Source organism: Gordonia liuliyuniae (genome assembly GCF_021739025.1).
Taxonomy (GTDB): Bacteria; Actinomycetota; Actinomycetes; order Mycobacteriales; family Mycobacteriaceae; genus Gordonia; species Gordonia liuliyuniae.
In genome coordinates this window covers 94,877-114,899 of the sequence record NZ_JAKKOT010000001.1, presented here as the reverse complement: position 1 = coordinate 114,899, position 20,023 = coordinate 94,877, and the positions used below count along the sequence as shown (strand labels likewise).

General features: G+C 66.8%; 20 protein-coding genes and 2 pseudogenes. 8 read left to right on the top strand and 14 right to left on the bottom strand.

Annotated features, from left to right (window positions below; genetic code table 11):
• Positions 1-43: 43 nt before the first annotated feature.
• A complete protein-coding gene (locus L5G28_RS00560) occupies positions 44-706 on the bottom strand; it encodes a GntR family transcriptional regulator (RefSeq protein WP_236996748.1) in 663 nt (220 codons plus the stop codon).
• Positions 703-2,172: an amidase gene (locus tag L5G28_RS00555; RefSeq protein WP_236999871.1), complete on the bottom strand. Its 1,470-nt coding sequence runs from the start codon at positions 2,170-2,172 to the stop codon at positions 703-705. Before L5G28_RS00555 ends, L5G28_RS00560 begins: the two co-directional genes overlap by 4 nt.
• 172 nt (positions 2,173-2,344) lie before the next feature.
• On the opposite strand from L5G28_RS00555, the gene L5G28_RS00550 reads away from it, so the two are divergent.
• The gene (locus L5G28_RS00550) at positions 2,345-3,091 is read left to right on the top strand and encodes an SDR family oxidoreductase (protein ID WP_236996750.1); all 747 of its coding nucleotides are present in this window, start codon (positions 2,345-2,347) and stop codon (positions 3,089-3,091) included.
• Here L5G28_RS00550 and L5G28_RS00545 read toward each other — a convergent pair.
• The 4 genes from L5G28_RS00545 to L5G28_RS00530 form a co-directional block, all read right to left on the bottom strand.
• Entirely contained in the window at positions 3,085-4,044 is a 960-nt protein-coding gene (locus tag L5G28_RS00545; protein WP_236996751.1) for a hypothetical protein, read from the bottom strand. The genes L5G28_RS00550 and L5G28_RS00545 overlap by 7 nt on opposite strands.
• Entirely contained in the window at positions 4,041-4,589 is a 549-nt protein-coding gene (locus L5G28_RS00540) for an ImmA/IrrE family metallo-endopeptidase (RefSeq protein ID WP_236996752.1), read from the bottom strand. The genes L5G28_RS00545 and L5G28_RS00540 overlap by 4 nt, the downstream gene beginning before the upstream one ends.
• A 6-nt stretch (positions 4,590-4,595) precedes the next feature.
• Positions 4,596-5,468 carry a hypothetical protein gene (locus tag L5G28_RS00535; protein ID WP_236999870.1) on the bottom strand — a complete coding sequence of 291 codons (873 nt, stop codon included), beginning with the start codon at positions 5,466-5,468 and terminating at the stop codon, positions 4,596-4,598.
• A gap of 68 nt (positions 5,469-5,536) precedes the next feature.
• Positions 5,537-5,947, bottom strand: a complete 411-nt coding sequence (locus tag L5G28_RS00530) for a helix-turn-helix domain-containing protein (protein WP_236996754.1) — start codon at positions 5,945-5,947, stop codon at positions 5,537-5,539.
• Between the two features lie 506 nt (positions 5,948-6,453).
• On the opposite strand from L5G28_RS00530, the gene L5G28_RS00525 reads away from it, so the two are divergent.
• Positions 6,454-6,714, top strand: a complete 261-nt coding sequence (locus L5G28_RS00525) for a hypothetical protein (protein WP_236999869.1) — start codon at positions 6,454-6,456, stop codon at positions 6,712-6,714.
• Positions 6,715-6,723: 9 nt separating this feature from the next.
• Here the strand turns inward: L5G28_RS00525 and acuI are convergent, their stop codons facing one another.
• The 7 genes and pseudogenes from acuI to L5G28_RS00490 all read right to left on the bottom strand — a co-directional run bounded on the left by acuI (position 6,724) and on the right by L5G28_RS00490 (position 13,649).
• A complete protein-coding gene (gene acuI / locus L5G28_RS00520) occupies positions 6,724-7,719 on the bottom strand; it encodes an acrylyl-CoA reductase (NADPH) (RefSeq protein ID WP_236999868.1) in 996 nt (331 codons plus the stop codon).
• 64 nt (positions 7,720-7,783) lie between these two features.
• On the bottom strand, positions 7,784-8,563 hold the full coding sequence (locus L5G28_RS00515) for an alpha/beta fold hydrolase (protein ID WP_372477130.1): 780 nt from the start codon (positions 8,561-8,563) through the stop codon (positions 7,784-7,786).
• 61 nt (positions 8,564-8,624) lie between these two features.
• Positions 8,625-9,404: a lytic transglycosylase domain-containing protein gene (locus L5G28_RS00510; RefSeq protein WP_236999867.1), complete on the bottom strand. Its 780-nt coding sequence runs from the start codon at positions 9,402-9,404 to the stop codon at positions 8,625-8,627.
• Between the two features lie 144 nt (positions 9,405-9,548).
• Positions 9,549-9,905: a hypothetical protein gene (locus L5G28_RS00505; RefSeq protein ID WP_236999968.1), complete on the bottom strand. Its 357-nt coding sequence runs from the start codon at positions 9,903-9,905 to the stop codon at positions 9,549-9,551.
• 46 nt (positions 9,906-9,951) lie between these two features.
• Positions 9,952-11,667 carry a dihydroxy-acid dehydratase gene (gene ilvD, locus L5G28_RS00500; RefSeq protein ID WP_236999866.1) on the bottom strand — a complete coding sequence of 572 codons (1,716 nt, stop codon included), beginning with the start codon at positions 11,665-11,667 and terminating at the stop codon, positions 9,952-9,954.
• Between the two features lie 74 nt (positions 11,668-11,741).
• A pseudogene (locus L5G28_RS00495) lies at positions 11,742-13,005 on the bottom strand (uracil-xanthine permease family protein).
• A gap of 68 nt (positions 13,006-13,073) precedes the next feature.
• Positions 13,074-13,649 carry a hypothetical protein gene (locus L5G28_RS00490; protein ID WP_236999865.1) on the bottom strand — a complete coding sequence of 192 codons (576 nt, stop codon included), beginning with the start codon at positions 13,647-13,649 and terminating at the stop codon, positions 13,074-13,076.
• A 165-nt stretch (positions 13,650-13,814) separates the two neighbouring features.
• Here L5G28_RS00490 and L5G28_RS00485 point away from each other — a divergent pair, with 165 nt between their 5' ends.
• On the top strand, positions 13,815-15,056 hold the full coding sequence (locus L5G28_RS00485; protein ID WP_236999864.1) for a sensor histidine kinase: 1,242 nt from the start codon (positions 13,815-13,817) through the stop codon (positions 15,054-15,056).
• On the top strand, positions 15,053-15,727 hold the full coding sequence (locus L5G28_RS00480; RefSeq protein WP_236999863.1) for a response regulator: 675 nt from the start codon (positions 15,053-15,055) through the stop codon (positions 15,725-15,727). The genes L5G28_RS00485 and L5G28_RS00480 overlap by 4 nt, the downstream gene beginning before the upstream one ends.
• Positions 15,728-15,743: 16 nt before the next feature.
• Here the strand turns inward: L5G28_RS00480 and L5G28_RS19370 are convergent, their stop codons facing one another.
• Complete coding sequence (locus L5G28_RS19370) at positions 15,744-17,141, bottom strand: outer membrane protein assembly factor BamB family protein (protein WP_236999862.1); 1,398 nt, start codon at positions 17,139-17,141, stop codon at positions 15,744-15,746.
• A gap of 479 nt (positions 17,142-17,620) precedes the next feature.
• Here L5G28_RS19370 and L5G28_RS00470 point away from each other — a divergent pair, with 479 nt between their 5' ends.
• The 4 genes and pseudogenes from L5G28_RS00470 to L5G28_RS00455 all read left to right on the top strand — a co-directional run bounded on the left by L5G28_RS00470 (position 17,621) and on the right by L5G28_RS00455 (position 19,502).
• Positions 17,621-17,797, top strand: coding sequence for a hypothetical protein (locus tag L5G28_RS00470; protein WP_236999861.1), 177 nt, complete (start codon positions 17,621-17,623; stop codon positions 17,795-17,797).
• A gap of 149 nt (positions 17,798-17,946) precedes the next feature.
• Positions 17,947-18,084: pseudogene (locus tag L5G28_RS00465) on the top strand (IS3 family transposase); the annotation flags it as partial.
• A gap of 347 nt (positions 18,085-18,431) precedes the next feature.
• Complete coding sequence (locus L5G28_RS00460; RefSeq protein WP_236999860.1) at positions 18,432-19,067, top strand: MspA family porin; 636 nt, start codon at positions 18,432-18,434, stop codon at positions 19,065-19,067.
• Between the two features lie 75 nt (positions 19,068-19,142).
• Entirely contained in the window at positions 19,143-19,502 is a 360-nt protein-coding gene (locus L5G28_RS00455) for a hypothetical protein (RefSeq protein ID WP_236999859.1), read from the top strand.
• The last annotated feature ends 521 nt before the right edge of the window (positions 19,503-20,023 follow it).

The window sequence follows — 20,023 nt, the reverse complement described above, 5'->3', positions numbered from 1 at the left end:
GGGCTGCTGCATACGACGGGCCGCGTGACCACGCCGGACTGGACTACGTCAGTCGCGCGAGGCCGTCGCGCATGTGCTCGTCGAGCAGGGTGGTCGTCTGCGCCAGATCCCCGGACCGGATCGCGTCGGCGAGGGCTCGATGTTCGGCGGCCCGATCCTCACCGGCGCCGTAGGTGGGCGCCGTCGCGCGCAGGCACATGCTGGTCTCGACGATGACGGTCTCGTGGACACGCGACAGGCGGGGCGACCCGGCGGCTTCGACCAACTCGTGGTGGAAGTCAAGGTCGGCGTCGACCATCTCCGGCGAGTCGGGGCGGACCGAGTGCGCGACCATCGCATCGACCGCCGCGTCGAGTCGGTCGGCGCACGCGGGGCCGTCGCCCGCCGCGAGCACTCGCTCGATCGCCGCGCGTTCGATGGTGGTGCGCAGCAGATACATGTCCGACACCGCGTCGGGCGTCAGCTCCGGTACGAACAATCCGCGGTTACGTCTCGAGACGAGCAGTCCCTCCTGCGTGAGCCGCTGCATGGCTTCGCGCAGCGGGCCGCGACTGACACCGAGCTGGGTGGCCAGCGCGGCCTCCCCGAGCTGACCGCCCGGCGGGAAGTCGCCCGCCGCGATGGCCCGACGCAGCGACCGCGCGATCAGCGCGGGCGTCGACTCCTGGACGACGGGGGCGAGCGATCCCGAGAGTTGGTCGGTCACGCGAGCGCCTGACTGCACGCATGGACTCGGGGGCGTGCGGTCCGTCCGACGAGGCGGGTCTCGAGTGCCGCGCCGGTCCGCACCACGGTCCGGTCGGCGAATCGTGCGCCGACGAGTTGGATCCCCACCGGAAGGCCGGTGTCCGTCATCCCGCACGGCACCGACAGTGCCGGTTGCTGAGTCATGTTGAAAAGGTAGGTGTACGGGGTCCACGAGGTCCAATCGGGGCTGTGCCAGCCGGGCGGCACATCAGCGCCCGCCGCGAAGGCCGGGATCGGGGTCGTCGGAGTCACGAGGACGTCGTAAGTGTGGTGGACGGCGCCGAGCCGGACGCCCAACGCCATCCGTTCGGCGACGGCGTCCAGGTAGTCCTGTGCGGTGAAGTCGTGGTACCTGCTCAACGCGTCGCGCAGCGTCGGGTCGATCCGGTCGATCGCGCCGTCACCGAACGGTTTGACGACGGCCGCGGCCCCGGCGAACCACAGGACGTGGAACGCGTCGACGGGATCGCTGAGCCCGAGGTCGATCTCGTCGACGCGCGCCCCGAGATCGGCCAGCGCGGCGACGGCGGCGTCGACCTCGCGTTCGACGTCGGGATCGTTGACGCCGAACCCGAGGTTTCGGCTGTAGGCCACGCGCACCCCGGCCAACGGTGTGTCGGAGCGTAGGCCGTCGAGCGCCATGGTGAGGAAGCCCTCGCCGTCGGGGCAGGTGGCCGACCGGGGGACTGCCGACCAGTCGCGTGAGTCGGGGCGGATCAGCTCGTCCATGAACGCGGCCGTGTCCGTGACCGTGCGGGTCATCGGTCCGGCGTGCGCGAGCGTGCCGAATGGGCTCGACGGAAACATCGGGATCACACCGTACGTCGGTTTGAGGGCCACGGTGCCGGTGAAGGCTGCGGGGATGCGTACCGACCCGCCCGCATCGGTGCCGGTCGACAGGGGGCCGAGTCCGGCGGCGACGGCGGCGGCGGACCCGCCGCTCGACCCGCCCGGGGTGCGGTCCGGATCGTACGGATTACGGGTCACGCCGGCCAGTAGGGAGTCGGTGACGCCCTTCCAAGCGAACTCCGGGGTCGTCGTCTTACCGACGACTACGCAGCCCGCTTCGACGGTGGCCGCGGTGACCGGGGCGTCGACAGTGGCCGCGACGCCGTCGTCGGCGGCCGCGATCAGCGTCGAGCCTCGGTAGGTGGGCAGGCCAGCCGTGAGGAACACGTCCTTGATGGAAGTCGGGACGCCGTCCAACGGTCCCAGCGTGCGGCCGTCCCGGTATCGCTGCTGCGCATCCTTCGCCGAGGCGCGCGCGCCGTCCTGGTCGACGACGCAGAACGCCGACAGACTGCCGTCGATCCGATCGATCGCGTCGAGGACCGCGTCGGCGGCTTCGACGGGTGACAGAGTGCCGGCGCGGTAGGCGTCAGTCAGCTCGAGTGCGGAGAGATCGCAGATGTCGCGGGAATCCATGAGCGCGGCCGCCCTTCGACGAAAATCGATTGATTGTTGACAATCCTACATCGGCCCACGGGCGTAGTCACTGTTTTCGCGGCGTCCGCCTTGACGGCCAGTCGGTGCGGCGATACAAAGTAAGCAATCGCTTATTTTTTGAAATGGGTGTCGACTACCGCAGGAGAGCCGCATGACCGCACGTTTCGCCGGAAAGACCGCCATCATCACGGGAGCGAGCAGAGGTATCGGGTTGGGGGTCGCCCATCGTCTGGTCGGCGACGGCGCGAAGGTCGTCATCACCGCGCGCAAACAGGAGGCGCTCGACGACGCGGTCGCCGAACTCGGTGGCCCCGACGTCGCGCTGGCCGTCGCGGGTTCGGCCGACGACTCCGATCATCAGGACGAGACCGTCGCGAAGGCGATCGAGACCTTCGGCAGCGCCGACTTCTTCGTCAACAACACCGGGATCAACCCGGTGTTCGGTTCGCTTATGGACATTGATGCCGCTGCGGCGCGGAAGATCCTCGACGTCAATGTCGTCTCCACTCTGCAGTGGACGCAGAAGGTGTACCAGGCGTGGCAGAAGGAGCACGGCGGCGCCGTCGTCAACGTCGCATCGGTCGCGGGCATCCGCCCGGCTCCGGGCATCGCGTTCTACGGGGTGTCGAAGGCCGCCGTCATCGACCTCACCTCGTCGCTCGCGGAGGAGCTCGGTCCGAACATCCGGGTCAATGCCGTCGCGCCCGCCGTCGTCAAGACACGTTTCGCCACCGCCCTATACGAAGGTCGGGAAGAAGAGGTCGCATCGGCGTACCCGCTCAAGCGTCTCGGCGTGCCGGACGACATCGGATCGGTCGTCGCCTTCCTGCTGTCCGACGACGCAGGCTGGATGACCGGCCAGACGCTGACCGTCGACGGCGGCGTCCTGCTTCACTGAGCGCGGGCGGGCGGCGCCTTCTCGTACTCGCGGGCGATCAACTGGACCCACCGGCGATCGGACAGGTCGTCCGGTGTCGTCAACTTGTCCGGGTCGATCGGGGTCACCTCGGTCTCGTGCAGCCACGTCGCGATCTGGCGGGCGCGAGCGCGCGGCGTGCCGTGATCGGGTTCGTCGCCCGGCGTGATCAGACCCGCGCCCGCATGCAGGTATAGACCGTCGAGGATCTGTGAGACGCGGTCGTTGGCGGCCAGGACGGGAGTCGCCGACTGGTAGTCGCCGGTCGCGACCTCCGGGTGTGCGGCGGCCAGCGCCGCCCACAGACGGTGTGTGCGGCGCAGGTCACGACGGGCGACGAACCACGACGCCAGCATCACCGACGAGCACGCGAAGCTGATGATGATGATCGCGGCCGCCCACCAGCCGTTCTCCGGGTCCGGGCTGCGCAAGTCGAGCGCCAGGACGACGGTGACGACGGTGATCCCGGTCAAGAAGTAGGCGATCGCGCGCCCCAACGCATGCCAGGCGATGTACCGGAGCCCGTTGATCAGGGCGATGACGCCTGCTACGACGACGAACACCGTTCCGACGACGGCTTCGCCGACCACGCTCATCGCGATGATATCGGCCGAGCCCACCGCGACGGTGATGACAGTGGTGACGTGCAGGGCCCTCTGGGTCATCCGCGGCAGCGCGGCGGCGCCGATCAATGTCGTCGCAGTCAGGACCACCACCCAGCAGCCGACGAAGGTCAGTACCGCGACATCGTCGCCGAACGGATCAAGGATTCTCGAGACGGTCGGCGTCCGAACAGCTGCGGCGAGTGCGACGCCGATCGCCGCGACGGCGACGGAGGTGCGTGCCAACGACGGAGGGCGGACGGTGAGCCGCCCGATGCGTGCGCCGACGGCGGCAGCGCACAAGGCCGCGATCACCCACGTGAGCAGCGTCATCCGAGGGCCTCGTCGTAACGGAGCATCGGGCGCAGCGACCGGTTGCGGTGGAGTTGGCGCAAGCGTTGCAACAGCCGTGCGGCGAACGCTTCCGCCTCCCACTCCTGAAGTTCGAGTTCTTCGGCGGTGATCGACTCTCCCTGTTCGTGTTCCGGTTCCGAATCGCCGGACTCGGACAGCCCCAGCATGTAGGCGATCAGGTCGTCCTCAGCTTCAACGGTCGACTCGTCGGCGACGGTGCCGGTGTGCGAAAACACGATGTGTCCAAGTTCGTGTGCCAGCGTGCGAGCCTCACTGGGGAGGGCTCGGGCCAACACGATCACGTCACGATCGGGGTAGTCGCGACGCTGGCCCCACACCCCGGGGGCGAGGTCGTCGACGGCGACGGAGATCGGCCGTTGGCGGCTCTCGCCGACCGCGCGGACGATGTCGTCCAATGATCCGGCCTGCTTCTGAGCGGCGACGTCGAGCACCGCGTCGACCGCCGCGTGCACACGGCGGTGCGAGCGGTGCGAGATTCGGGCCGATTCAACGGGGTTAGACACGCGGCATCACTTGGGAGGCGACAAGAATTGCGTGCGCGCGGCGTTCAACCGGGTTCGGCCGGCGCGAGCACTTCGATGGGTCATCAGGCCTGCGGCGCCCGCGATCACGATCATGCCGCCGACCCCGCCGCCCGCGGCAGCGTACTGCCCGGCGGTCACGTCCGACGGAGCCGGAAGCGCTTGCGCCTGACGGGCCCGATCCTGATCGGGCGGTGTCGGGTCGGAAGCCGGCTGTGCGGCCGGGGCCTTCGACGAACGGGTCGTCGACGGCTTGGACTTCTTCGACGTCGGGGGCTTCTTCGATGTCTTGGTGCGCTTGCTCGTCTCGGAGCGCTTCGCGTCAGTCGGTGCTCCCGCGGAGCCACCACGACTCGGGGTGCGCGGCGTCGCGGTGCGCTTCGGCACGCGGATCGGCGGGTTGTCGGCCGACGAGTTCTCGTCAGTGTCGGGGAGGTCCTGGTAGATGGTGCCCGGGTCGCGTCCCTCCTCGGACGTGCTCGGCGGTTTCGGCTTCTGCGTCGTCGGTGCCGGCGGCTTCGGGCGGGTCGTCGGCTCGGACGGCTCGGGCGAGGTGCTCTCATCGTCGGAGTCGTCTTCATCGGAGTCGTCGTCATCGCCGGAACCGTCATCGCGGGTCGACGTCGACGGCGATGCGGGAGTCTCGGACGTCGTCTCAGGAGCCGTCGTCTTAGGAGCCGTGGTGTCGGGGGCGGTGCTTTCGGGGGTGCTGTCGTCGTCGCCGCACGCGGAGTGGTGGTGACAGTGGTGATGGTCGTGCCCGGGCAGGGCGAGCGCGGTGCCCGGTGTGACGAACAGGGCGCCCACGACGACGGCGGCGACGCCCACTGGGCGCACGACGCGCGAGAATTCCACCTGCATCACACTTCTCCAACTACTCCTCGACCTAGAGGATACGAGATGGCGAGCCCACTCCGTCGATCACCCGGTCAGTCGAGCGGATTCTCTGGGAGCCCTTCGCCGCGGCGAAGCTTCTCTGCCATCGCGGTCAACATATCCTGCGACTCTACGGACAGGTCGAATGCTCGGCTCGACAGGCGTCGCAGGCTCGCGCCACGCAGCTGCGACAGGAGTTCGAGGTCGTGGTCGATCTTCGCCGCGTACACGTCGTCGTAGAAGTAGTCCGGCTTCACCTTGAAGAAGCGGGCGAGCGCGGTGATCGTCTCGTGGGACGGATTGGTTCGGTGACCGTTGCGCAGCTGCGAGAGGTACGGCTTGGACAGCTTGTGGCCGGCGGCGGTGACCGCGTCGGCCACTTCAGCGTTCGTGTGGGGCTTGCGTCCCGGAGGGTGCACGGTATCGAACAATCTGTTGAGCCGATCCGCGAATTCGTTGTCCATGGCGCCTTCCCCCGTCGAGTGCGGTGATCCGGGCGCGCCGCCCAGGCCACCACTTTGACACGCGTCGACGGTCTAGGTCGTCGCGATGCCCCTGATGTCCGTTACATACTAGCAATCCGATGTTGCCAGGTGGAAATTTCTAACGCAACAGGTGGGTGGCGCGAGTAACTCCAGCGTCCGGCATGCGCTTTTGGTGGCGTCAACCAGTATGAATCGGTCGCGGAGGTGACGATTCCTGACCGGGACTAGCGGTAACATTCGGTTTGCTGTACGGTAACTGACGTGCTCATGGGGACGGGTGCAGCGGATGTTCGTTCGGCGGAGGGACCGGCCGGTCGTATTTCGACCAGGTAGGTGTCGACGGACGTCCGCGGCAAACGCTGCCGAAAGCGTTGAAGCCGCCGACCGCGGGTATCTCTCAGGGGGGAGTATCCGCGGTCGACGGCTTCAGCCGTATCCCTGTGCCACAGACTCAGGCGAGATCGACGCCCTGTCTTGGACGCGATGTGGTCGCGGGTGACTCCCGGTGCAGTCTCGACGAGGGTGGCCGTCCCGTCGTCGAGGTCGATCACACCGAGATCGGTGATGACCCGGTTCACCACCCCTACACCGGTCAACCATCCAGTTCGCGAGGTCGCCGGTCCGGGCGGCCGGAATGGGCGCTCAGCTTGAACGGTGTGCAGACGCGCTTCTCCGCGACCCGTCGCCCGCAACTCGGTGAGGCTCTGCTGCGCGTGGCGCACGACCTCACCAAGCGGGTGCGGTGACGCCGATGCTCACTCCCCGATCGGGACGACGATCCGTCCGCGGACTCTTCCGGCGATGAGCTCGTCGGCGAGACGCGCGCAGTCGTCGAGCGTGGCCGACGTGGTGACCGGCTGCAAGACCGCCGAATCGAGGTCCTGCGCCAGTCGCCGCCAGGCTTCGCGCCGGTCCTCGACGGGGCACATGACACTGTCGACGCCCGCGAGCGTCACGCCGCGCAGGATGAACGGTGCGACGGTGGCCGGGAAGTCCATGCCGCCCGCGAGTCCGCACGCGGCGACCGTGCCGCGATACTTGGTTCCTGCGCAGACGTTGGCGAGCACCTGGCCGCCGACGACGTCGACGGCGCCCGCCCACTGTTCTTTGGCGAGCGGTCGGCCGGGTTCGGTGAAGTCGGCGCGCGGAAGAATGCGTGATGCGCCGAGACCGGTGAGGTAGTCGGCTTCTTCTGGCCGACCGGTGACGGCGGCGACCTGGTAGCCGAGCTTGGCGAGGATCGCGACGGCGATGCTGCCGACGCCGCCCGCCGCGCCGGTGACGAGGACTTCTCCGTCGTCGGGCGTGACGCCGTTACGTTCGAGCGCCATGATGCACAGCATCGAGGTGTATCCGGCGGTGCCGATGCTCATCGCCTGCTCGAACGTGAAGGCGGTCTCCAGGGGGATCAGCCAGTCGCCGCTCACCCGCGCGTACTCGGCGAGTCCACCCCAGTGGCGCTCGCCGACACCCCACCCGTTGAGGACGACGCGATCGCCCGGAGCGAACGCCGAGTTGCTCGACTCCTCGACGGTTCCGGCCAGGTCGATGCCGGGGACCATCGGGAACTGGCGGACGATGGGGCTCGCGCCGGTGATGGCCAGCGCGTCCTTGTAGTTCAAGGTCGACGCGGCGACCCGGACGGTCACGTCCCCTTCGGGAAGTTGGTCTGCGGAAAGGTCGGTGACCTGGGCGGACTGCTTCTTGTCGTCGTCTCGGTCGATGAGGAGCGCGCGGAACGTGGAGTTCATGGATGCCTTTCGTCGGTGCGAGCAGTGGTTCGGGCGGCAACGTGTGCGGCGAGCAGTGCGGGATTCAGTCCGCCGTCAAGAAGTCCACCACCATTGGACTCGCCTCGTCGCGGCATTCGTCGAAGTAGCCGTGGCGTGCGCCGTCGAAGATGTGGGTTCGAGCGTCGGGGATCCGATCCGCGAGTATCTGTGCGTTCGCCACCGGCGCGAAACGGTCATCGGTGCCGTGTAGGACGAGGGTGGGCGCGGTGATCTCAGGGAGTCGGGCCCACGCATCGTGGTTGTTGCTCGCCGCGAGATGGCCGTGGCGCGCTTTCGGTGTCATCGTCTCGTCACCGAGGGTGCGGTACGGTCCGGGATGTGCGGCGCGCCAGGTCGGCGTGTACATCATGTCTTCGAGTGCGGCGTCGCGGTCGGGGCCGGCGAGGAGCCTGCGGACCTCGTCGCTGCGTTCGACGGCGTGCTCGCCTCCAGGGGTGGTACAGCCGAGGACGAGTCTCTTGACGCGGTGGGGCGCGAAGATCGCGACCCACTGTGCGGTGCGGCCGCCCATCGATGCCCCGTAGACGTGAAAGTGCTCGATCGCCAGCGAATCCATCACGGCGAGTGCGTCTTCGGCGAACAGCGGGGTGCTGTAGACGTCCGACTCCTGGCTGCCGCCGGTGCCGCGATAGTCGAAGGTGACCGTCGTGAACTCGGCCGCGAAATCGTTACGGGTCCGATCCCACCAGCGGTGATTGTTCGCCTGCCCCGGTAGGAGGAGAAGTGTCGGCCCGTGCCCGCGGAGTTGGACGGCGAGACGGGTGCGATCAGCGGTCACCGTGGTCTGGCTGTACTGGATCACGCTGATCTCACCTCCGCCGCTCGACGTGCACGCTCTGTTGTCGAGTCTAGTGCCGCGGACGTCAGTAGCTGCGCGCGAAACCCAGCACGTCGTTCACGTACTCCGTCGAATTGTTGTAGCGCAGAACGGCTTTCGTCTGATCCGCGACCTTGCTCAGGTTGAGTCCGTCGTCGCACAGGTAGTGGGCGGTGGTCAGTGCCGCGTCGTAGACGTTCTGCGGATCGCTCTTGCCGTCCCCGTTGCCGTCGGCGGCGTAGTGCTCCCACGTCTCCGGAAGGAACTGCATGGGGCCGACTGCGCGGTCGTAGGTGGCGTCGCCGTCGAGGCGGCCGCCGTCGGTGTCATTGACGACGCGGTTGCCCGCCAGCGATCCGTTGAGCGTGGGGCCGTAGATGGGCGTGCGTAGACGGCCGTGCTTGTCGGTGTCGCCGAGGTTTGCGTGATGGGATTCGACGCGGCCGATGCCGGCGATCAGCTTCCAATCGATATGGCATCGGCGATCCGTCTTCCCCATCGACTCCTCCGCGGCGTGGTAGGCGGCGAAGTTGACCTTCGGAACCGCGCCAGAGGTGACGGACTCCGGGACTGCCGGAGCCTTGTCGACGATGGGTTTCTGCGGTGCAGGCTTCGGCGTCGACGGCTGCGCGTGCACAGTCGACTTGTGCGCCGCAGGCTTCACCGCAGGTTGCGCAGCGGGGGAGACGTTGACGACGTTGGTCGGGGAGGGGCTGGCGTAGTGGTCGGTCGCGGACGACGACGCACCCATGAGTGAGCCGACCATCGGGATGAGACCGGCGGCGACGAGCACGGCGTTACGTGTCTGTTTTCGATTCGGCGGCATGAAAAGACCTACAGGTTGGGAGGGGATGGGTCTCCTCGAAGGCGTACCGAGGCGGACAGGAGGAGGTGTCGTGGGGACCTGCGGCTCTCGAGGACTGCCGACGAACGTACCGGAAATCCACCCCGTGCCGTTATCTGACCGTTATCAATACGGTGATCTCATCGTTACCGAAGCGAGGGCCGCGCAGGTCACGGATGCGATCGGAACACAGCTGTGAGCCTTGCCACGGCGGTCGATGACGGTCGGGGATCGGCGCGGTGTGCGCGTGCGGTAGGCAGGCAGCGTTCGGGAGACGCCCACGGTGACACCGGTGAATATGGGCTCGAGGTCATCTGGGCCAGATCGGTGCCGGATCGGGAGGTATCGGGGCCAGACGGTCGGCGTCACGCGATACTCGTTCGACGTCGTGTGGTCGGACGTGTCCCACCGCTCGACGGTCATGTCGATGCCGCCGCCGAAGGCGATCTTGTCGTCGATGACGGCGATCTTCTGGTGAGCCAACCGAGCAGTTCCCCGAGTTCGTCCGGGACGTGGCCGGTAGCCACGTTCACTCGCAGATCGCGCCCACCGAAGCGGACTTCACCAGCTTCGCGTACTTGGCGAGCACGCCGCGCGTGTATCGGGGCGGGAGAGGTTCGAAGCCCTGTGTGCGTTCGGCCATCTCGTCGTCGTCGATCAGGACGTCGAGGGTGCCCGAGCCGACGTCGAGTCGGATGCGGTCGCCGTCGCGGACCATCGCGATTGGTCCGCCGTCGACCGCTTCGGGGGCGACGTGCCCCACGCATAGTCCGGTGGTACCGCCGGAGAAGCGGCCGTCGGTGAGGAGCAGGACGTCCTTGCCCAGGCCTGCACCCTTGATGGCGCCGGTGATGGCGAGCATCTCGCGCATCCCCGGTCCGCCCTTGGGCCCCTCGTAGCGGATGACGACCACATCGCCTGCGGTGATGGTGCCGTCTTCGAGCGCGTCCATTGCGGCGCGTTCGCGGTCGAACACCCGCGCGGTGCCCTCGAATACGTCGGAGTCGAAGCCGGCCGATTTCACGACCGCGCCTTCGGGGGCGAGCGTGCCGTGCAGGATCGTGATGCCACCGGTCGGATGGATCGGGGCATCGAGCGCGCGGAGCACCAGGCCGTCCGGATCCGGCGGGGCGATGTCGGCGAGGTTCTCGGCGACCGTCCTACCGGTGACGGTGAGGCAGTCGCCGTGCAACAGACCGGCGTCCAGTAGCGCCTTCATGACGACGGGCACGCCGCCGATCCGGTCGACGTCGGTCATCACGTGCGCACCGAATGGCTTCACGTCGGCCAGGTGCGGTACCCGGGAACCGATCCGGGAGAAGTCGTCGAGCGTGAGGGGGACGTCTGCCTCGTACGCGATCGCCAACAGGTGCAGCACGGCGTTGGTGGATCCGCCGAACGCCATGACCACTGCGATCGCGTTCTCGAAAGCCTCCTTGGTCATGATGTCGCGTGCGGTGATTCCGCGACGCAGCAACTCCACGACCGCTGCACCGGACTCGCGTGCGAACCGATCCCGTCGACGATCCGGCGCGGGCGGAGCCGCGCTCCCCGGCAGCGACATCCCCAGTGCTTCGGCGGCGCTGGCCATCGTGTTGGCGGTGTACATCCCGCCGCAGGCGCCCTCGCCCGGGCAGATCGCCCGTTCGATGGTGTCGACGTCGTCGCGGCTCATCAGGCCGCGTGAACACGCGCCGACGGCCTCGAAGGCGTCGATGATCGTGACTTGGCGCTCGGAACCGTCGGATAGCTTCGCGTATCCGGGCAGAGTCGATCCGGCGTAGAGGAACACTGATGCCAGGTCGAGTCGCGCCGCGGCGATCAGCATGCCGGGCAGCGACTTGTCACATCCGGCGAGCAGTACCGAACCGTCGAGCCGTTCGGCGCTCATCACGGTCTCTACGCTGTCGGCGATGACCTCGCGTGACACGAGCGAGAAGTGCATCCCCTCGTGTCCCATCGAGATGCCGTCCGAGACGGAGATGGTGCCGAACTCGAGGGGGTAGCCGTTTGCCTGGTGAACCCCTTCCTTGACACCTTTCGCCAGCCGCTCCAGCGAGAGGTTGCACGGGGTGATCTCGTTCCACGACGACCCGACGCCGATCTGCGGTTTCACCCAGTCGTCGTCGCCCATCCCGACCGCGCGAAGCATGCCGCGTGCTGCGGTGCGCTCGAGGCCGTCGGTGACATCCCGGCTACGCGGTTTGATGTCCGGGGCTGTGGTGGTGTCGTCGTCGGTACCCATGCCGTCCACAGTAGGAGGCTGAGTGCGGAGTGGGAGGGAACCTGCCGGAGTGGTCGCGCACGACCGGCCGATCGTCACACTGTTGACGGCGTCCCGCGGCGTCCGCCGACATCGCGCGCAGCAGTGCACAGCCGCATTCCATGGTAGATGAGCAGAGCTGCGACGGACCCGAGCGAGATGCCGGTGAATGTCAGATCGCCGAGCTGCCAGGTGAAGTCGGCGATACCGATAATCAACGGGATCGCAGCGGTCATCTGGTTGATCGGCAGGGAGAAGTCGACGTGGCTGGTTAGCCAGATCCGGACGCCCAAAATTCCGACGAGGCCGTACAGGACGATTGTCGCGCCGCCGAGCACGCCCGGCGGAATCGCCGAGATTACTGCGCCGATCTTCGGGCACAACGACAGTACGACGGCGACCCCGGCAGCGATCCAGTACGCAGCGGTGGAGTAGACGCGGGTCGCCGCCATGACGCCGATGTTCTCGGCGTACGTCGTCGTGGCGGTGCCCCCGCCTGCGCCGGCGAGCATCGTCGCCAACCCGTCGTCCATCAGCGCGCGGCCGGTGACCGGGTCGAGATCCCGACCGGTCATCTGCGACACGGACTTCACATGTCCGATGTTTTCGGCGACCAATGCGATCACTGCGGGCAAGAACAGCGGAAGCACGGAGAGGTGAAAGGCCGGTGCCGCGAAGTCGGGGAGCCCGACCCATGCCGCCGAGGCGACGGCCGACGTGTCGACGTCCCCCATCGCCAAGGCCAGCAGATAACCGACGACCACGGCCAGGAAGATCGCCAGCCGACCGATCAGTCCGCGGAAGAACGCCAGGACGACGACCATCAGCACCAATGTGACGAGACCGGCGACCGGCCCCTGTACGAAATTGTCCTTCGCGGCGGGAGCGAGGTTGAAGCCGATCAATGCGACGATGGCGCCGGTGACCACGGGCGGGAGTATGACGTCGATCCAGTGCGTGCCGACCAGGTGGACAACACCGCCGATCATTGCGAGCACGGCCCCGAGGACGATGAAGCCGCCCAGCGCGCTCCCGGTGCCATGGGCGCCGACCGCGGCGGTGACGGGGGCGATCACCGCGAAGCTCGAACCCAGGTAGCTGGGCAGCGGTTTCCGGTGACGATCAGAAATACGATGGTCCCGATGCCGGAGAACAACAGCGTGGTCGACGGCGGGAAGCCGGTCAGGACCGGAACGAGGAAGGTCGCTCCGAACATTGCGACCACGTGCTGTGCGCCGATGCCGATCGTTCTTGGCCAGGACATGCGTTCATCGGCGCGACGACGACGGCGTCGGCAGGCACTTGCTTCCACGAGAGCATGCGTCGCAGATTAGCCGGTGGTCGTCACCGCACGAGAGTGACGTGCGCAAGGACGGACTCGCGGTGGACTATGCCGACCTGTCCGTCCCGAAGTAGGAATCTTGTCGCAGCAGAATCTTGTCGAGGAGCCACGCGGCAGCGGCCATCATCAGCAGTGCGTCGAGGTAGTGGCAGGCCATCGCCCCGGCGTAGGTGGGACCGCCCCACGCGTTGACGGTGAAGTCCGGGTCGAGTCCGCCGGTGACTTGAACTCCCGCGCGGAACGCGCCGTAGAGCAGCACCGCTGCGGGAATGATCGCGGCGACGATGCGCCACAGCCCGCGTCCGCGGGACGCATTGGCGAGTGTGCGGCGGACGCGACGTGCCGCCCGTTCACCCACCGGGAGAAGCAGTGCTGTCCCTCGGCGGCCGTTTCGTCGACGATGAACGAAGACACCGGCCGCGAGCGCGACGGCAAACAGAGCCAGTGCCAGGTGCGGCCACCACGCCGCCGTGCCCGCCAGGTGCTTTTCGGGCGCTGGGGAACGATTGGCATAGACGAACCCGCCTTGCACCAGGCCTGCTGCGAAGAAGGCGGCGAACAGTGCGAGTAACGGCCGGGACAAGCGGGGACGAGCGGCATGATGCGATTGCGACGTGGTCATGCTGTCAATGGTGGCGCCGCGCGAGGTGCGCTGTCGTCAGACTGCGGGCCCGATATCGAACCGTCCTCGAGACGAGGATGGACGGTCGGGTCGTACTCGAGGAGGACCCGAACTCCGGCCGCGCGGACGACGTGCCAGCGGCCGCTCGCTCGTATGTTGATACACATGCCACTCTCCTCGGAGCCAACGTCCGCCGAGCCCGCGCGACCGCCGTGGTTGGTTCGGGTCGAGCACCGCCTCGGCGCTGACGGAGCGGCGACGCTGGTCGACGCGGTCATCGCGATCGCCTGTTTCGCCTTGTTCACCGGTCCGCTCCTCCTGGGCGTCGTCGACCGTCAAGGGCCGCTTGCGGCCCAAGCGGCTTTCGGTCTGATCGCCGCGGCGCCGTTGGTGCTCCGCCGTCGTTCGCCGATCGGCGTCCTCGCGTGCATCACCGCTGTCCTGGTTGCGGCGACGCTGCTCGGCGTGCAGTTCACGCCGTTCGTGTCGGACGCCGGTCCGGTGTTCCCGATCGCCGTCTACACCGTCGCCGCGATGCACCGTCGGTACGTGTCGTTGTCGGTCTCGGTCACGGCTGCGGTGATCACGTGGATCGGTGCCGCGGTCGCGTTCGCCATGTACACCGACATCGACCAGGATGCGGTCCAGGCTGTGCTCGCCGTTCCGGCGTGGTTGATCGGGAATGCAACGCGTGGCCGCCGGGAGTTCCAGCGCGAGATCGGCGAACAGGAACGTCGGTGGGAAGAGGAGCGGCAGCGTCGTCGTCGCGTCGAGGAGCACCTGCAGCTCTCGCGGGAGGTGCACGACGTGGTGTCGCACAGTCTGAGCATGATCGCTGTCCGTTCCGGGATCGGTCGGGTCGTGTTCGACGAGCAGCCCGACGAGGCGCGTCATGCGCTCGCGACCATTGAAACCGCCAGCCGCAAGGCGCTCGCCGATCTTCGAGGGTTGTTGCGCGACATCCGCACCACGGCCTCGGGCACGGCCGCACCGGCCCCCGGGCTGGCTGATCTTCCTGCGCTCGCGGCGCAGATCCGCGACGATGGGGTGGCCGAGGTGCGCCTCACCGAGGAGGGGCGGCCGCGTTCCTATCCGCCCGCAGTCGACCTGTCCGGGTATCGCATCGTCCAGGAGGCCGTCACGAATGTCGTCAAGCACGCTCCCGGGGCCAGTGTGACGGTCCGGCTCACGCACCGGCCGACCGAGTTGGTCCTGACAGTCACCGACGACGGCGGTACACAGCCGGCGACGGCACCAGTCGGGGCGGGTCTGGGCCTCGCCGGAATCCGTGAGCGGGCCGAACTGCTGGGTGGCGCGGCCACCGCCGGGCCGGACCCAGACGGCGGGTTCACCGTGCAGGCGAGACTGCCCATAGTCGCCGCGACCGACCCCGCGGCATCGGCATGAGCGATGCCACGGAGCCGATCAGGGTGCTGGTGGTCGACGACGAACAGTTGGTGCGGGCCGGGTTCCGCCTGTTGATCGACGCGACGCCCGATCTGGTCGCAGTGGGCGAAGCAGGCGACGGAGGTGAGGCCGTCCGCACCGCGCGACGACTGCGACCGGACGTGCTGGTGATGGACATCAGGATGCCGGGCATCGACGGCCTCGAAGCGACGCGATTGATCGCGCCGAGCGAGGACGCGCCGCGGATTCTCATCGTGACGACGTTCGACGACGACGAGTACGTGTTCGCGGCGCTCCGCGGCGGGGCCAGCGGTTTCCTCCTCAAAGACACGCCGCCCGAGGACATGCTGGACGCGATCCGCACCGTCGCACGAGGCGACGCCTTGCTCGCCCCGGCGATCACCCGGCGACTGATCACCGAGTTCGCCCGCATGCCGACGCCCCCCGTGTCGAGGCCGGAAGCTCTCGGCACGCTCACCGACAGGGAGCGGGAGGTGTTCGAGTTGGTCGCCACCGGACTGTCGAACAGCGAGATCGCCGGGCGGCTCCACCTCGGGATCACGACCGTGAAGACCCATGTCGGACGACTGCTGACCAAACTCGGCGTCCACGACCGGATTCACCTTGTCATCTGCGGCTACGAGAGCGGAGTGGTCTCGCCGGGAAGATAGTCCGGGTCGGGGTGAATCATGCTGGACCGAAGACGGTGAGAGTAGTCGGAGTGGTCACGACGAGGTGCTTTCCGTCGGTCTTCGACAGTCTCGCGTCCTCGGTGGAGTCGTGGTCGGTGGGCGTGTGCGGGTAGTCGACCGACCACACCTGGCGGCCGGTCCTCGTGTCGAAGGACTGCAACTCGTCGTCGATGATGCTGACCCACCGTGTGCCGTCGAGGAACATCTGCACCGGCATGGACTGGTAATCCCGGTGCCACAACTGCTTACCCGTCGTGAGGTCGAGTCCGATCAGCGAGCCTGCCGGATAGTCGTCTCGCAGGTCGAGGATCACGGTGTCGTCGACGATCGCCGTCACCGCCGATTGAATGCCACTCAACGGGTCGCTGTCGGATCTCATCAGACGCTCGTCGCTCCACAGGCGTCGACCGCTGGAGGCGTCGTAGGCCGTGTTGCCGACGAGGACGACGTCTTCACGCGCCGTGCCGACCAGCCGCGAGATGTAGGAGTGATTTCCGGCATCGGCGCCGCGCCCGACGACGGCGCCGTTCGCGTCGAGGATCTCGAACGTGCGGCGTTGCCGGTCGACGATCCTGATCTTGGTTCGGTCCGACCAGGCCCACAGATCGGGGTCGGAGGGTGCCGACGGATCGGGGATCTGTGTTCCCGTATCGAGGGCGAAGGTCGCGGACTCGCCCGGCTTTGATCCGAACCCGAGTGTGGCGTGGGTGCCGGTCGAATCGACGTAGAGCGGCGGGTCGGGGTAGGTGACTCGGTAGGTAGCGGACCACACGGAGTCGATGTCGGTCGGTGTGCCGCGGTGGACGATCATCTCGCCGGGGCGGTTGCCTTTGACCGCGACGACGAACTCGGTGCCGCTACGGTCCACGGGAGTAACGCTGGTTATCTCGTTGGGCGTAGAGATCGGTGCGGTCACCGCGCCGTTCTCCAGGTCGACGTACCGAAGAGTCGAGCTGCCCGCCTCGTTGGAATCGCACGGGAGGTAACGGCCGCGAACGGTCGGGGTGCATGATGCAGGGTAGTCGAGCTTCGCCCGCCACTTCGGTTGGCCGTTCACGACGTCGTAGCGGACGATCTCGCCCGGACCCGAGGGGTCGGCCGGGTCGGCGAGGTAGATAAGCGGATCGCCGTCGACGGTCGTCGTGTTGTACTGGTACGCCTCGAGGCCGGCGGTCGCGAGATTCGTGCTCCACCACTGTGCCGGAGCAGAGTCGATCCCGTCCAACTCGTAGAACTTCGACATGTCGTTCCGGTCGACCGAGGTGTTCCCCGCCTGTGGTGTGCCGGTGACACCGGTGTTCGCGACGAGGAAGGTCACCGTGAGGGTCACGAGGCCCACGACGATCGCCATGATCGAAACGACCATGCCTGCCGAGGTGTTCGACGACTTCACTGCGCATCCTTCTGGAGAGTCTTCGCGTCAGGCGACGCCTCCGATTCAGCACATTATGCGGTGAACCGGGCCGATCGGTCATTCGCTCGACTGGTGCCGCGGCTGCAGCTGCTGCGGGACTGCTGCACGAACAGGTGACGTTGATGATGGAAGGGCCTCGCCGCTGGTGCGTGTGGCTCTGTAGGTGACTGATGGCCCTCGGGGCTTGTCTTGGAACTGATTCGCCCGCGTGCCGGTGGTGATGGCGCTGTCCGATGCATGTCGGCCAGAGGCGAGCATGACTTCATACGAGCTTGGTCGGCCCCGTCAACGTCTTGTCTGCCCGGCCCCTGGCCGATGTGCCCGCTGAGGAAGGCACGGTCCCATCATGACAACATCCACCGCCGAGTGCACGACCGCTCTCGACATCGTTGCCGGCGTCGACACGCACGCCGATACCCACCACGTCGCCGTACTCGACATGGCCGGAAGGAGGCTCGGTGATCGACATCCGCGCTACTGCTGCCGGCTACGAGGCGCTCCTGACTTACCTCGAATCCTTCGGAAACATCCGACTCGTCGGCATCGGGGGCACCAGTTCCTATGGTGCCGGGCTCGCTCGATACTTGAGGACGCAGCACGTCGACATCCGCGAGATCATCCGGCCCCGCCGGTAGAGCATGGGTAACCTCCTGCGTCGCTTCGAGCTGAGTTTTAGTATGCCGTGCACGCGAACGAACCCTGCGGTCCAAGGACCCCATGTGGTCCTCACCATGGGGATCCACGCTGGACCAGATCCTTGTTGACGATCGGGTGTGCCGGGTGGTGGTCGAGCTTCGGCAAGAAACGCGGAATGAACGGGAAGAAGCCGGGTCCGCCGGTGCACGAGGATCTCGTCGAACGGAAGTTCGCCGCTGATCTTCCAGATCAGCTGTGGCTGACCGATATCACCGAACACCGGACCGCTTGGATTCCAGGCCGCCGTTGACAGTTCTGCCCTGACGTGGAATCCGGTAGTTGGGCGAGGGCGCGTACTTCAGGGGGTGCCTCAATCGCCATTGCTGGCCTCGACTGGCTCACGCACAAAGCGATTGTGATCTACGCCATGCTAGTTGCTGAACGATTGATAAATTTGGCGGGTGATTGTATCGTGCGTCTCGTCTATTTTCGGCGGTTCGGGGAGGAATCGTCCAGGCTTCCGGTGGGGTGTTCCAAGTTTTCGGAATCGGTCTCTGTGCTGGTCGTGCTGGCCAACTTCTCTATCTCGCACCGCGTACCGCGGTCGTTGTCGAGTGTGAGGAAGTCTCAGAAGTGAAACGTTTGATCTGTATTGTCGGGGTGGCGTTTGCAGTGTTGCTCGGGGGTTTCGCCACGGCTGCCGATGCATCTGCTGCAGCGACGCGTTCGTTCGCTGATCAGTCGCTGGTCCGTCATTCTGATGATGGGTGGGCGGTGAAACTGTCCAAGTCTGGTGAGAAGATTCGGAGCGTTCCCGCACTAAGCCGTGGACACGGTTCCTATGAAGCGTTCTTATCGATGCGTGGTGCTGCGCAGATCTCCGGGTCTGGGAAGGTTCCGGTGGATGCGGCTGCGGTCTCGACGGGCTTTCAGGTGTCGTGCCAGTGGCAGATGGACGGAGTCAATATCGGGATGACCGCCGGCCCGACGGCGCAGATGTCGATCTCGTATCCGCCCGCTATTGTGCTCGGCGCGCAGGTGATGCCCAACATTTCCACCACGTTGAAAAATGGTGTGTCGGTGGATGTTCCGTTCGGGCAGAAAGCTTTAGCGGGACCGTCTGCCGGAGTCCGGCTCGACGGTGTTCGCGTCGAGATTTCCGGGTGTGTAGGTGCTCGCCCGGCTGTACGAGCCTATGTGAGAGTGGCGATGACCAGCAAGGCCAACGACAACACGTTCAACCTGTACGGCAAGCCCCACCTGCTCTAGGAAACCTTACGAGGGGAGCGTTAGGGGTCTCCCCTCTCTCGACTTTGCATAGCTCGTCAATTGAAGGGGCGTGGAATGGCCACCACCGATACGAAGAGCACGACACGATCGTCGACTTCGGGCGACCGTCCTAAGCACTCACGTGGGACGCAGGAACAACGTCAGCGTCCGCCCGAACCTGCTGGCGTTGTCCAGCCAGACGCTGCCGGTGACGGTGGTCGGTCGGTATCGGTGTGGACGATGCTCCTGTTCCTCGTCGGCTGCGGGATCTTGGTGGTCGCTGCGATCAACTTGCCGAATCTGGGGCGGTGGGGTGATCAGCACGGGAACGTTCTGGTGTTCTTGTGCTTCTTCCTCGTGATGTCGATCGGCGGGCGTTGGTTCTGGGCCGGTATCGACGCCTTGTGGGGCGCGGTCCGGAACAAGGAGGCATAAATAGTCATGCCGACACATCTGCGGACGGGTAAGGCGAGGCGGGTCGGTCGTCGTGGCGCGGCGATCGCGGCTGGGGCGGGAACGTTGGCGTTCACTGGCGCGATCTTGGCGGCTGGGATTGGTGGCGGTGCTGGTGATGCGGGTGCGGACGCGTTGTGTGATCAGATGCGTGCCCAGCATGGACCGAACTGGCCGTGTATTAGCGTCCCGACGTACACGCCGCCGCCGACCATGCCGACTCAACCGAGTGCACCGAACGCGCCGGGCGCTCCATCGGGGACAGGGCCAGTGATCGGCGGCGACGCCGGACCCGGTCCCGGGCAGGGCAACGGAACACCGATCGTAGGCGGGACAACCCCAGCCCCCGGCACACCCGGTAGCGGTCGAGTGCCGGTCACGCCGACGACACAGGCACCAGAGACCGCTACGGTGTCGCCGGGACCGCGCGAGACCGGTCGGCCGACCAGTGAACCGGCGCAGGGCCGCACGACCGTGCCCGCTCAGGCGCCGGTCAGGCAACC